This window comes from Frankia sp. CcI49 (assembly GCF_001983215.1).
Lineage (GTDB): Bacteria > Actinomycetota > Actinomycetes > Frankiales > Frankiaceae > Parafrankia > Parafrankia irregularis.
In genome coordinates this window covers 260015-273715 of the sequence record NZ_MOWP01000027.1, presented here as the reverse complement: position 1 = coordinate 273715, position 13701 = coordinate 260015, and the positions used below count along the sequence as shown (strand labels likewise).

At 71.7% G+C, this 13701-nt stretch carries 8 protein-coding genes; 4 read left to right on the top strand and 4 right to left on the bottom strand.

The genetic code is table 11. The features are described 5' to 3' along the window. Positions 1-37: 37 nt before the first annotated feature. Positions 38-2326: a SpoIIE family protein phosphatase gene (locus CcI49_RS24755; RefSeq protein WP_076829727.1), complete on the bottom strand. Its 2289-nt coding sequence runs from the start codon at positions 2324-2326 to the stop codon at positions 38-40. Between the two features lie 484 nt (positions 2327-2810). On the opposite strand from CcI49_RS24755, the gene CcI49_RS24750 reads away from it, so the two are divergent. The 4 genes from CcI49_RS24750 to CcI49_RS24735 all read left to right on the top strand — a co-directional run bounded on the left by CcI49_RS24750 (position 2811) and on the right by CcI49_RS24735 (position 11846). Beyond that, a complete protein-coding gene (locus CcI49_RS24750; RefSeq protein WP_076829724.1) occupies positions 2811-7100 on the top strand; it encodes a HAMP domain-containing protein in 4290 nt (1429 codons plus the stop codon). A gap of 139 nt (positions 7101-7239) precedes the next feature. Beyond that, on the top strand, positions 7240-7884 hold the full coding sequence (locus tag CcI49_RS24745) for a response regulator (protein ID WP_054571422.1): 645 nt from the start codon (positions 7240-7242) through the stop codon (positions 7882-7884). 233 nt (positions 7885-8117) lie between these two features. Next, on the top strand, positions 8118-8903 hold the full coding sequence (locus CcI49_RS24740) for a hypothetical protein (RefSeq protein ID WP_076829721.1): 786 nt from the start codon (positions 8118-8120) through the stop codon (positions 8901-8903). A gap of 105 nt (positions 8904-9008) precedes the next feature. After that, entirely contained in the window at positions 9009-11846 is a 2838-nt protein-coding gene (locus CcI49_RS24735; protein ID WP_076829718.1) for a serine/threonine-protein kinase, read from the top strand. A 63-nt stretch (positions 11847-11909) separates the two neighbouring features. On the opposite strand, the gene CcI49_RS24730 is transcribed toward CcI49_RS24735, so the two are convergent. The 3 genes from CcI49_RS24730 to CcI49_RS24720 all read right to left on the bottom strand — a co-directional run bounded on the left by CcI49_RS24730 (position 11910) and on the right by CcI49_RS24720 (position 13542). Then, positions 11910-12629, bottom strand: coding sequence for an alpha-ketoglutarate-dependent dioxygenase AlkB (locus CcI49_RS24730; protein ID WP_076829715.1), 720 nt, complete (start codon positions 12627-12629; stop codon positions 11910-11912). Between the two features lie 10 nt (positions 12630-12639). Continuing rightward, the gene (locus tag CcI49_RS24725; protein ID WP_235498487.1) at positions 12640-12996 is read right to left on the bottom strand and encodes a metal-sensitive transcriptional regulator; all 357 of its coding nucleotides are present in this window, start codon (positions 12994-12996) and stop codon (positions 12640-12642) included. A 69-nt stretch (positions 12997-13065) separates the two neighbouring features. Continuing rightward, positions 13066-13542: an STAS domain-containing protein gene (locus CcI49_RS24720; protein WP_116437491.1), complete on the bottom strand. Its 477-nt coding sequence runs from the start codon at positions 13540-13542 to the stop codon at positions 13066-13068. Positions 13543-13701: the final 159 nt, after the last annotated feature.

The window sequence follows — 13701 nt, the reverse complement described above, 5'->3', positions numbered from 1 at the left end:
GGCGGCAGCGCAATCCAGGTGCCCGGGGGTCAAAGGCTCAGTCGGCCACCCGGGCGACGAGAATCGCCACATCATCGCGCAGATTGCCACCCGCGAACCGTTCTGCCGCGGACAGCACCCGGTCGGCCACCCCCTGTGCGGAAAGGCCGTGGCAGCCGGCCACCGCGTCGACCAGCCGTTGCTCCCCGAACAACTCCCGCCCCTGCCTGGCCTCGACGACGCCATCCGTGTAGAGCACCAGAGACTCGCCCGCCTGTAGCTGCAGCTCCAGGCCCGGGAAGGAGATCTCATCGTCGTCGAGCACACCCAGCAGGGTGCCGGCCAGGCCGACGAGGGACGCTGATCCGTCCTGGTGCAGGACCACGGGCTGGGGATGACCGGCCAGGTGCAGGTGGAACCGGGCGTTGCCGCCCGCCAGCGGAAGCATCGAGGCGGCGGCCATCGTGCAGAAGCGGGCGTTCCCGGCGGTGGCGGTGTCCCGCAGCGCGCGGTTGAGCTCGAGCAGCAGCTCCTCCAGCGCCGCGCCCCGGCCGGTGAGCAGCCGCAGCACGGCGCGGGCGACCCCGGTGACGGTCGCGGCCTCCGCTCCCTTGCCGCAGACGTCGCCGATGGCCACCGTCCAGCCGTTCGGACCGTGGATCAGGTCGAAGAAGTCCCCACCGACGTCGAGCCCGGCGGACTGCGCGGCCCCGTAGGCGGAGCCGAGATCGATCCCCGGGATGTTCGGCAGCGCGGGCGGGCGCAGGCCGGCCTGCAGGGTGCCGGCGAGCTCCACCTGGCGGCTGTACAGCCTGGCGTTGTCGACCGCGAACGCGGCCCGGCGGGCCAGGTCCGCCAGCAGATCCATCTCGTCCGCGAGGAACGCGTGGCCGGGGGCGCGACCGAGCGCGAGCACGCCGAGCACGCGCCGCCGCGCCTGCAGGACGACGACCAGGGCGGGCCCGCCGAACGCGGTCACCATCTGGACCTGGTCGCCGCGCGCGGCGCGCACCGCGGCCATCAACGCGCCGTCCGGGTCGACCGCGGCCCGGGTGAGCGCGGCCGTCTGGGACTCCTCGGCGTGCCCGAACGCCTCCAGYGTGGGGTTCGCGCCCTCGTGGTTGAGGTAGACCGCGCACCACTGCGCCAGCCGGGGAACCGGAAGCCGGGCCAGCAGCGCGAGCGAGCGGGCCAGGTCCAGATTTCCCGCCAGCAGATCCGATGCCTCGGCGAGGAAGGAGAGCATCCCGATGCGGCGTTCCTCGGCCCGCCGCATGTCGCCGCCGCCGAGAGCGAGGGCCATCCAGCGCGAGACGAGCTGGACGCGCTCGACGTCGAAGCCGTCGTGCCCTTCCGGGTGGCTGTCCGCAGGCCCACCGGCGCCGCTGGCGGTGCCGTCGACGGAGGGCCAGAGCAGCAGCTCGCCCAGGCTGTCCTGGGTCGGGTCGAGGGGAAACACCCGTGCCTGTGCGTCCGCGCCGGCGCGTCCCATCGCCGCGACGGTCTCCACCCGAACGCCGTCCGCGGCGGGGCGCCGCACCATGCCGCCGCTGGCGGGCAGGGCGTCGAGAAGCTGGGCGAGCAACTCGGACACCTCGCCCTCGGCGCTCAGCGCACGGGCGGTGTCGCGGGCGATCAGCCGGGGCAGCCTGGGCGGGACGCCTGCGGAACCCGGGTTGGACGGCGCGACGACCGCGGCGCCCTCCGTGGCCCTGGCGCCCTCCGCGCCCTCCGTGGTCCTCGTGCCCTCCGCGCTCGGCGCGTTCCCGGCGTCTGCCGTGCTTTCCGCGCCCTCCGCGCCGCGCGCGGCACCGGGTGGCACGCGTTCCGGTGGCTGTGCGGAGGCGGCGGCCGTCAGCCGGAACCAGACGGTCTTCCCACCGGCGACATGCTCGGTGCCCCAGGAGCTGGCCAGCGCATCGACCAGCGCGAGGCCGCGGCCGTCCTCGCGCAGGCCCTCGAGCCCGTCGGGCCTGCCGTCAAGGTCCTCCAGGCCCAGCCCGTCGAGGCTTTCGAGGTCGTCGGGCCCGGCTGGCCGGGGCCGCACCACCTGCGTCTCGCGGCGACCGACGCCGATGCGGACCGGATGGCGGTCGCTGACGCTGACGCGCACGCCCGCGGACTCCAGCGCGATGCCGACCGTCGCGACCGTCCCCGCGTGCACGACCACGTTGGTGACCAGCTCGGTGACCAGGAGCAGTGCCGAGTCAAGGGTGTCCTCGTCGAGATTGCCGCGCAGGACGTCCTGCACGAAGCGCCGGGCCGACCGCGGAGAGTCAGCAGTCGGTGGCAGTTCGACAGAGCGCGGGGGCGCGACCCGGTCTCCGGCCGCTGGGTCGGCGTTCATGTGGCTCAGTCTCTCCTGCGTCGTCCTCGGTAAGGCGGATACTGGCGGCTGATGTGCCTGCTTCGAGCGTTCCTGGCCCGAAGTTGCTCAGGCGGGGACAAAAGTCCACAGCGGGACCACAGTTCGGACCGATCAGACGACACCAGCACACCTCCGTCCCATGGCCACATTCCGCATCGTCGTCGGCTACACGCCTACCCACGCACCGATCTCGACCACACCATCGTCAGTCACCCTGGAACCCGGGCCAACGGATGTCGACCGCTGGGCCGAACGGGCCACCGACAGGGCCCGGTGGCACCACCTGTGCGCGGACCGGCCATGCACCCGCCCGTCAGGCGCCAGACCAGCCATGCATCGCGGACCCGCTGCCGCGCACCGGCCACGCGGCCCGAGCCACCCGGCCGCCACCGCTTGCCCCAGGCCGCCCGTGGGTGGCTCGTAGCCCTCATAATTCCACCGTCACAGGCAAGGTAGGAGACTGATGAGCGCCGACGTGAGCCCCGACCGCCAGCAGTCGTCCGAGCATGGCGGGGATGCCGGCGGTCCGCCCGCGGGCGCCACCGGCACCCTCGCGACGGGCGACACCACCAACGGGTCGGTCAACGGCTCTGCCCACAGCGCCCCGGCGCCTCCTGGCCCCGCCTACGGCGCGGGCACGGTCGGAGGTGGCCCCGGGAGCGTCGCCGGGGGCGTGGAGGCGTTGCTGCCAGGCCTGCTCGCGGGGCTCGACCGGCTGGTCGACGGTGACTTCGGTGTCCGGCTCCCGATCGGTGACGGTGTCGGTGGCGACGTGGCCCGCCGGTTCAACGAGCTCGCCGGCATGCAGGAGCGGCACGCACGTGAGGTTTCCAGAGTCTCCAAGGTGATTCGACGTGACGGTCGTCTCACCCTGCGGATGGACGACCTGGGTGGCAGCGGTGGCTGGGACGAGCTCACCCAGTCGGTGAACTCGCTCATCGACGATCTGGCCCGGCCCACCCACGAGGTCGCCCGGGTCATCGCCGCGGTGGCCGAGGGTGATCTCTCCCAGCAGATGGCGCTGGAGATCGCCGGCCAGCCGGTGCGCGGTGAGTTCCTCCGCATCGGCACGACCGTGAACACGATGGTCGACCAGCTGTCGTCGTTCGCGGACGAGGTCACCCGGGTGGCCCGCGAGGTCGGTACCGAGGGCAACCTCGGCGGTCAGGCCAAGGTCATGGGTGTCTCCGGGGTGTGGCGGGATCTCACCGAGTCGGTGAACTCGATGGCCGGCAACCTGACCAGCCAGGTCCGCAACATCGCCCAGGTGACGACCGCCGTCGCGCAGGGCGACCTCTCGCAGAAGATCACCGTGGACGCCCGCGGCGAGATCCACGAGCTGAAGTCGACCGTGAACACGATGGTCGACCAGCTCTCCGCGTTCGCCGACGAGGTCACCCGGGTGGCGAAGGAGGTCGGCACCGAGGGCAAGCTCGGCGGTCAGGCCAAGGTCATGGGCGTCTCCGGGGTGTGGCGCGACCTCACCGACTCGGTGAACATCATGGCCGGCAACCTGACCACCCAGGTGCGCAGCATCGCCGAGGTCGCGGCCGCGGTGGCCCGGGGTGACCTGACCCGGCAGATCACCGTGGACGCCCGCGGCGAGGTCGCGGGGCTGGCGCACACCCTGAACACGATGGTGGACCAGCTGTCGTCGTTCGCGGACGAGGTGACCCGGGTCGCCTGGGAGGTGGGTACCGAGGGGAACCTGGGTGGCCAGGCGCACGTGCGGGGTGTGTCGGGGGTGTGGCGGGATCTCACCGAGTCGGTGAACTCGATGGCCGGCAACCTGACCAGCCAGGTCCGCAACATCGCCCTGGTGGCGACGGCGGTGGCCCGCGGCGACCTCTCGCAGAAGATCACGGTCACCGCCCAGGGCGAGATCCTTGAGCTCAAGGAGACCCTGAACACGATGGTGGACCAGCTGTCGTCGTTCGCCGACGAGGTCACCCGGGTCGCCCGCGAGGTGGGTACCGAGGGGAACCTGGGTGGCCAGGCGCACGTGCGGGGTGTGTCGGGGGTGTGGCGGGATCTCACCGAGTCGGTGAACTCGATGGCCGGCAACCTGACCACCCAGGTCCGCAACATCTCGGCGGTGACGACGGCGGTCGCCCGCGGCGACCTCTCGCAGAAGATCACGGTGACCGCGCAGGGCGAGATCGCCGAGCTGAAGGACACCGTCAACACGATGGTCGACCAGCTCTCCTCGTTCGCGATCGAGATCACCCGGGTCGGCCGGGAGGTGGGCGTCGAGGGCAAGCTGGGCGGCCAGGCCACGGTCGCCGGCGTCGCCGGCACCTGGCGGGACCTCACCGACAACGTCAACCAGCTCGCCACGACCCTGACGATCCAGCTGCGCGCGATCGGCGACGTTTCCACGGCGGTGACCCGCGGTGACCTGACCCGCTCGATCACGGTCGAGGCCGAGGGCGAGGTCGCCGAGCTCAAGGACAACATCAACCAGATGATCGCCCGGCTGCGGGAGACCACCGAGGTCAACGCCCAGCAGGACTGGCTGAAGTCGAACCTGGCCCTCATCGGCAGCAAGATGCAGGGCCAGCGCGACCTCTACACGGTCTGCCAGATGATCATCAGTGAGATGACCCCGGCGGTGAACGCCCAGCAGGGCACCGTCTACCTGCTCGACTTCATCGAGGGCGACAAGCTGCGCTACGTCGCCGGCTACGGGTCGGTGCCGCGGCGCCGCTCCGACGGCACGTTCCTGTTCGGCGAGGGGCTGATCGGCCAGGCCGCGCTGGAGAAGAAGCGCATCCGGGTCGAGGACGTCCCGGCCGGCTACCTCAACATCCGCAGCGGCCTCGGTGAGGCGCCACCATGTGACCTCGTGGTGGTCCCGGTCATCTTCGAGAACCAGGTGCTCGGCGTCATCGAGCTGGCGTCCTTCACCCCGTTCTCCGACCTGCACCTCACCCTCGTCGACCAGCTCGTCGACACCATCGGCGTCGTCCTGAACACGATCATGGCGAACGCCCGGACGGAGGAGCTGCTCGCCCAGTCGCAGCGCCTCACCCAGGAGCTGCGCTCCCAGTCCGTCGAGCTCCAGCGCACCAACAACGAGCTGGAGGAGAAGGCGGCGCTGCTGGAGGAGAAGAACACCGAGATCGACATGGCCCGCATCGGCCTGGAGGAGAAGGCCGAGCAGCTGGCACTGTCGTCGCAGTACAAGTCCGAGTTCCTGGCGAACATGAGCCACGAGCTGCGGACCCCGCTGAACAGCCTGCTCATCCTGGCGAAGCTGCTGGCCGACAACCCCGACCACAACCTCAGCCAGAAGCAGATCGACTTCGCCGAGACGATCCACTCCGCGGGCTCGGAGCTGCTCGGTCTTATCAACGACATCCTCGACCTCTCCAAGGTCGAGGCCGGCAAGATGAACGTCGACGCCGGTCCGGTGCGCACCGCGGCCCTGTGCGACGCCGTCGCGGGAGTGTTCGGGCCCACCGCGGAGGAGAAGGGCCTCACCTTCGAGATCAGCGTCGCGAGCGACGTCCCCGAGGAGTTCGTCACGGACGAGCAGCGCATCCAGCAGGTGCTGAAGAACCTGCTGTCCAACGCCGTGAAGTTCACCGACTCCGGCACCGTGCGCCTGGACGTGTCCGTCGCGTCGCCCGACACCCCGTTCGTCGCGCCGAGCCTGCGGTCGGCGCCGATGGTGCTGTCCTTCGCCGTCAGCGACACCGGGATCGGCGTCGCCGCCGAGAAACTGAGGATGATCTTCGAGGCCTTCCAGCAGGCGGACGGCACGACGTCCCGCCGCTACGGCGGCACCGGTCTGGGACTGTCGATCAGCAAGGAGATCGCCCGCCTGCTCGGCGGATCGATCGCGGTGTCCAGCCAGATCGGCCAGGGCAGCACGTTCACGCTGTTCGTCCCGTCGGTGATGCCGGCCGAGGTACCGGCCGTCGTGATTCCCGGCGAGCCGGACGGCGTTCTCATGATCGTCGAAGGTGCGGGTGGAGCCCGGTCCCGCCTGGAGGCGGGCGGTGACGGACGAGGCCCGGGGCTGGCCGGGGCCGAACTGGCCGCGCCGGATCGCCGGCAGGGCTCGGGGTTCGTCACGGCGGGCTCCTTGGCGGAGGCGGGGCCGCGGTCGGGGTTGGGCTCGGCGTCGGGGTCGGGGCGCACCGGCGTGGGGTTGGCGGGGGCGGCCGGGCCGACGGCGCCCGGGATGGGTTCCGCGCCGAACGCCGAGGGCTCGAGGCAGGCCGGGAGGTCGCGGGTCGGGGAGCGTACGCTGTGGTCAAGCCGGGCTTCTGAGGGGAACGCCGTGGACCCGCGCTCGGACGAGGGCACACCGTTCCTCACCGACCCGTCGGCGGTGGCTCGGCCGCCCTCCGCGAACCTCGACAGCTCCGATCCGCTCGTGGGCGCCTCCGTGCTGGTGGTAGATGACGATGTCCGCAACGTGTTCGCGCTGACCAGCGCACTGGAGATGCACGGGATGCGGGTGCTCTACGCTGACAACGGCCATGACGCGATCCGGACGCTCCAACAGGACAGCGCGCCGGTGCACCTCGTGTTGATGGACGTCATGCTCCCCGGCATGGACGGCAACGAGACGACATCCGCGATCCGCGCGATGCCCGCCTTCGCACCGCTGCCGATTCTCGTGCTGACCGCGAAGGCGATGCCCGGTGATCGGGAGAAGAGCATTTCGGCCGGGGCGACGGACTACATCACCAAGCCCGTGGATCTCGATCACCTCCTCGGAGTGATGCGGTCACATCTGTGATGATCAGATCGCGTATGGTGCGCATTCGGGTAAGCGTCGACGGGCCGGTGATGGCCCGCACATGCCGATCGGCGAAGGTGGAACAGTGGTGTCGTCGCCACGAACATCCAGGCCGACCGGCGAAGGAGGAGGCAGGCGGGTGACCGAGCGGACCGGCGGACCTGTCGAAACCGCGGGCGCTTCGAATTCGGAGCGCCCGCGAAGCAAGATCCTCCTTGTGGATGACCGGCCTGACAACCTCATGGCCCTGGAGGCGATCCTCGCCTCGCTGGACCAGGATCTGGTCACGGCGTCCTCGGGCGAGGAAGCACTCAAGCGTCTGCTCATCGACGACTTCGCGGTCATCCTTCTGGACGTTCAGATGCCGGGGATGGATGGCTTCGAGACCGCGCACCGGATCAAGCAGCGTGGGCGGACGAGGGACACGCCTATCATCTTTCTGACGGCGATTGACCGTGAGCCACATCACGCCTTCCGTGGGTACGCGGTCGGCGCGGTCGACTACATCGCCAAGCCGTTCGACCCGTGGCTCCTGCGTGCCAAGGTGAGCGTGTTTGTCGAGCTGTTTGAGAAAAATGAGCGGCTGGCTGAGCTGGCTCATCAGCACGTGCGTGACTTCGACCTCATTACCGAGGTCGCCGAGCGCCTGATCGCGCTCGACGTGCTCCTCGACGGGGCCGCGACGTCCTATGAGGAGACGCTGGCCGCGGCCAGCGCCGAGGTTCGGGGCCTGGTCGCCCGCCTGCGGCCCTTCGCCCGGTCGTCCGGCGGCACGGCGGAGTAGTCGGCCCAGCGGAGCAGTCGGCCCGGCCGAGTAGTCGGTGGCCGGCCGAGCCGGCGGCGCGGGGGGAGCCCGCGGGGCCGGAAAGCCTGCGGGACAACAGTGCCGGAGGCGGCCGCTCGGCCTGCTGGGGCTGGTAGTTGCCTTCGGATCGATCTTCTCGTGAATTCGGGTTCCGGCCCACCTCAGCGCTTGTAAGGTCGGCCGTACCTGGAGCGGGCACGAGGGGGCGGGCGATGGCGGGCGGTGACCCGCACGCCGTTGCTGCCGCGGACCTGCCCAGGCTGCGCCTGCCCTATGTCGACGGCCTGATCACGATCGACCGGGTTCGCCGTACGCCGGGCTCCCCGGTGTGCCCGGTACCGGCCGGCGACCCGTCCGCGGGCCACCAGGTCACCCGGGTGGAGTTCGTCGCCGCTGATCCCGGCCAGGCGGCTCGCACGGCCGTCGCACTGGTGGAGACGGCGGACCTCACCGCGGTCGCGGTGCACGCGCGGTTCGCACCGGTCGTCAGCACCGCGCTCGCGGTCTGCTTCGCCGGCCGACTGCACGACGCGCGCACGGCGCGTGGCCTGGCCAGCCGGGTCGTCGTCGCGGATCATCGCCCCGAGCTCGCAGGCGCCGCCGCGGGTACCGCTGTGAGYGCCGCTGCCAGCGGCAGCCTGGTGCGCCTGCCGCACATTGTCGCGGTGCACCACCGGCCGGATGGGGAGCGTGGTCCCCAGGGTGGTCCGAAAGGGTCTGCGGGGGTGACAGACCGGGTGGTGTGGGAAATCATGAGCGCGGCCCAGTACCGGGCCTGGCTCGGGGGCCTGCTCGGGCCGGCTGGCGACGCGCTGGAACGTCATCTGGGCGGGTTGCTCGCCCTGGCCGGGCTGGTGCGGGCCCGATGGGCACAGGTCCCGCGCCACGACGAGGTGCTACAGGCGCTCCGCGGGGGGCCGCTGACGATCGGGGCGGTCTACCGGCATCCCGGGTTGCTCCTCGCGGTCGCCGCGGCCCTCGGCGACCGCGAAGCGTAACCGGCCCGTTCGGGCGGCCTCCGTATAGATAACATGCGAGCACGTCCGATGTGACTGCGGCGTTCTCGTTACGGGGTTTCACGAATATTTCGGAGGTGCCGACCTGTGGTCGTTGCCCGGCGACACCTCGAAGCACCACGCGGCAATCGGCCGGTTTCAATCGGCCCGTATACCGTGGAAAGGCAGCTGGCTGAGGCTGGAACCGGGCCGGTCTATCTCGCGCTAGATCCATCCGGCCGGCATGTCGTCATCAAGATGATCAGTGCGGCGTTCGCCCGCGACCACGAATTCCGCCGGCTGCTGCAGGCGGATCTTGAGACTGTTCGGGCGCTCGCGCCACCGTCACTCGCGGAGATCGTCGACGCCGGCACCACGGCGCATCCGCCGTACGTCGTGACGGAGTTCGTGGATGCTCCGACGCTGGCCCAGCGGGTCGCGCACACCGGTCCGCTGCCTCCGGACGACGTTCGGGCCATGGCGATGGCACTTGTGTCCGCACTGACCGGGCTCCATGGTGCCGGTCTGGTCTCCGGAGACCTGAAACCAGCTAATGTGTTGCTTTCTCCGAGTGGAATCCGGCTGCTCGACTTCGGCCTCGTGCGCGTCCTCAACTCCGCCGCGCTCGCAGGTCGGGCGGGCTCGGGACCCGGCCTCGGCACACCGGCATTCATTACCCCGGAACATGTTCTGCGGCGGCCCCTCACAACGGCGTCGGACATCTTCGCCTGGGGCGGTGTGGTCCTCTTCGCGGCCACCGGCCGGCTTCCGTTCGGTAACGGAACACCACAGGTTCTGTTGCAGCGGGCGGTCTACGCCGAGCCCGATCTGCGCGGCCTGGATCTTACTCTCTGTGATTTTGTCAGTGCCGCGATGCGTAAGGATCCGTCCCGCCGCCCGACAGCAGCCGAACTGCTGGAACTGCTGGACGGACGTCCCGGCACCGGGCTCACGGGCACCGATCGTCCCGCTCCCGTCACTGTGGACGACGCCGGGGCGGGCGGCGGCGCCGGGGCGGGCGGTGGCGGCGGAGCCTCAGCCGATCCGGCACAGGCCACCACCCGGCTCATAGCTCGACCCGGCGGCGAGCCCGGCTCCGTTGGCCTGGACGTTCCGACGCCTGCGCTCGTGCCGGTGCCCGAGACGGTGCCGGTGCCCGAGGTGGTGCCGGCGGCCGAGGTGATTCCGGTGCCCGAGGTGATTCCGGCGGCCGAAGCCCCGGTGAGCGGGTCCGAGCCGGCGAGTGAGCCCCGGCCGGTGGGTGAGCCGACGGCTGCGRGCGGGTCCGAGCCGGCGAGTGAGCCCCAGCTGGTTGGTGAGCCGGGGCCGGTCGGCGGCACGGGGGAGGCCGGTGGGCGCGAGCCGGTGGACGAAGCGCCGGCGGCCGGTGTGCCGCAGGCAGGCGGCGACGCACCGTCGACCCAGCCCGCGGACCGGGCCAAGCCGGTCGAGTCCCCGGAAGCGGTCGAGGCACCGGCTCCGGTCGAGGCACCGGCTCCGGTGGAGTCGCCCGCTCGGGTCGGGAGCCGAACCCATTACAGCAGGGGCGACCGACGGTTCCGGGTGTTCCTCAGCCTGATCGCCAGCCTGACGGCGGTCACCCTGGCGATCGAGATCGTCGGTCTGGTCCGGGCGCACACGGCGGCGAATGCGTCCAAGAAGATCGCGCGCCAGGCGCGGGATCTGTTCGAGCGCCAGCCGGATCTCGCCGGGCAGCTCGCCCTGGCGGCCTACGGGATCTCTCCGACCACGACCGCGGCCGCCGCACTGGTCGACGCGTCCGTCCGGCGGGTCGGCAACCTTCCCAGCGACGTCGTCGGCCTCGCCGTCGCACCGGACGGGCGGAGCATGCTCACCGCCAGCGCGACCGGAGCCGCCTTCTGGGACCTGTCGGATCCGACGGCCGGCACCCAGATCACCGCGCTTCCGGTCGACGGGCCGGCGGTCAGCGCCGTCGCCTACCTGTCCCAGCCGGGGCGGCCCGCCTCCGCCGGCACAGTTGTGATCACGGCGGCCGGGGCCGGGCTCAGCGGCGGCCCGAGCACGGTCGGGCTGTGGCGTGTGACGGCGGACGGGGCGGTCGAGCGGCTCGGGGTCCTGGCCGGGCACAGCGGCACCGTCGACGAGATCGTGGTGAGCACCGATGGCCGGCTGGTGGCCACGGGATCGTCCGACGGCACGGTGCGGCTGTGGGACGTCGCCGACCCCCGCAAGCCCGCCCGGCTCGCCCAGGTTCGCATCGCCGGGCCGGTCACCGCGCTGGCCTTCGCGCCGGGAGGCGACCAGCTGCTGGCCGGCGGCGTCGGGCGTCTTTCGATGTGGTCTCTGAAGGACCCGCGCCAGCCTCGGCTGGCGGGCGATCTGCGCGGCGCCGGCGTCGTCGCCGGCGCCTCGTACTCGCCCGACGGCCGCACGCTGGCGGTCACCACCACCGGACTGCCCGCCGACGGGACAGCCGACGCCACCGACCCGACGTCCGCGCCGAGGTCACGCTCGATTGTCGAGATCTACCACCCCCGCGATCCGCGGGGCCTCCATCGGCTGACCTCCTTCTCGCCGGCCGGCGGGGCCGGCGAGGTCGCCTTCTCCGCGGACGGCCGCGCGCTCGTGGTGGGGCCGGCGCGCGTCGGTGGTGACGTCTCCGTCTGGGACCTGACGAGCCCGCGCCACCCGTCACCCCGGCTGAGCCTGTCGCTGCCCGGTAGGTCCGAAGGCGGCACCACCGATGGTTCCGACGGTTTCGACGCGCCGGTCGGGCTTGCGCTCGCCGACGGGCCGGCGCGGACGCTCGTCGTGGCCGACGGGAACGCCGCGCGGGTCTGGGAGCTTGATCCGGCCGCGGCGGCCGAGAACATCTGCGCCCGGACCGCGACCACGATCAGCCGTGCGGACTGGCGCAACCACGTCGGCGACCGCCACTACGCTCCGCCCTGCCAGGAATCCTGACCTGACGAGCCCGCCCGCGCCGCCGGCAGGAGCGTGGGCGGGCTCGTCAGCGGGAGGCGCTCCTCAGCGGGAGGAACGGGAGGAGAAGGTGCGCGCGGCTCCGTAGCCGGGGCCGATCTCCGGGCGGCCCGAGCGGGACGTCCAACGCCACTGGACGGAGATGCGCCCGGGCACCGCGCCGGTGACCCGGGGCACCGCGTGCAGCCAGTCGGCCTGCGCCCGCCCACCGAGCACGAGCAGGTCACCGCCCGCGGGGGAGAAGTCGCGGCCGGCGCGGTCCTGGGGATCGTTGAGGATCCGGCGGCCGGCGGGGAGGTGGCGCGACTTCACCATGAAGGGACGTCGGGCGCCGAGGGTGAGGATCGCGATGATCGTGTCGTCGAGCCAGCGCATCTCGCGGTCGCGGTGGAAGGCCACAGCGTCGTTCCCGTCGCGGTACCAGGACAGGCCGAACCCGTCGAAGTCGACCCCGTACCGCTGGCGCAGCGCCCGGTAGGCGGCCAGCAACGGTGGGAACGGAACGGGGGCTCCGCTGCGGATGAAGGCGCTCAGCCGCGGTTCGGTTACGTGGCGTTCGTACCGCCACATCGTCCCCTGACGCCATGGGGTGCCGTCGCGGACGGCCTCGTAGAGCGCGTCCGCAGCCGGCATCCAGCCGCGGGCCACATCCACCCACGAGTGGGCGTCGAGCCACACACGCTCGAAGGTCGCGGACCGGCCGGGGCCGAGCTCGGTTGCGGGGCCGGGTACGGCTGCGCGCCCGGTGTCGTCGCTGTTCGCCACTTTCCGCGGGTCAGGAGCGGACGAGACGAGCGATCGCGGCGGTCGCCTCGCGGAGCTTCTCGTCGGCCGCCGGCCCACCATCCGCGACGGCCTGAGCCACGCAGTGGGCGAGGTGATCCGACAGCAGGCCGAGCGCGACGGACTGCAGGGCCCGGGTCGCCGCGGAGACCTGGGTGAGGATGTCGATGCAGTACTTGTCCTCGGCGATCATTCGCTGAAGGCCCCGCACCTGGCCCTCGATCCGCCGCAGCCGCGCGGTGTACTCGTCCTTGCCGGAGGTGTACCCGTGCTGTGACTCGGTGTGCTCCTGCTGGTCGCCCTGGGGCTGGACCTGGGTCATCTGGTCGGTCTCGGCCTTCACCCGCATCACCTGCCCCCGCGCCGTCGCCGCGAAATACCCCCCTACGGTACGGGCGAACAGGGGCGGCCGTCGAGGTCAGCTGGTCGGGTCCACAAACTCGACCCGCACGCCCCGTTCTGCCAGCACCTGYAGTACCGGCGGCCCGACGGCACGTAGGCGTAACCGGCAGCCACGGCGGGCCGCATGGCGGCTCATCGCTCCCAGCAGGACCGCGCCGAGCGGGTCCGCACCGTGGACGCCGGCGAGATCGACGACTATTTCCCGCGGCCCCGGGGTGGCCGCGTCGTCCACCGCCGCCCTCGCCGAGCCGATCGCCCCAGCGGCGAGGAGACCGCTCAGATGGATCACGGCGCCCTCGGCGCGCTGCTCGACCCGGGCCCGGAGCGGGCGGTCGGGACGATGCCCGGCCACGGCCGCCGGCGGGCTCACGGCCAGTCCGGCCGCCGCTCCGATCTCGATCCCCATGCCGGTGCCGGTGCCGGTGCCGGTGCCGGTGTTGGGGCTGGGACTGGGACTGGGACTGGGGCGGACGGTCGCGAGCAGGCTCGTCATGACTGGCGGGCTGGACGGAGCTCCGAGCGGTAGCAACGTCGGCGTGGACGCCGCTTTCGATGGCGGGGAGGCCGTTTCGGGGCCTGCGATGAGTGTGTCGGCTTCTTCGCCGATGGTGAGCATCACGTCGTCTCCGAGGGGAACGATGTGGCGGTAGGC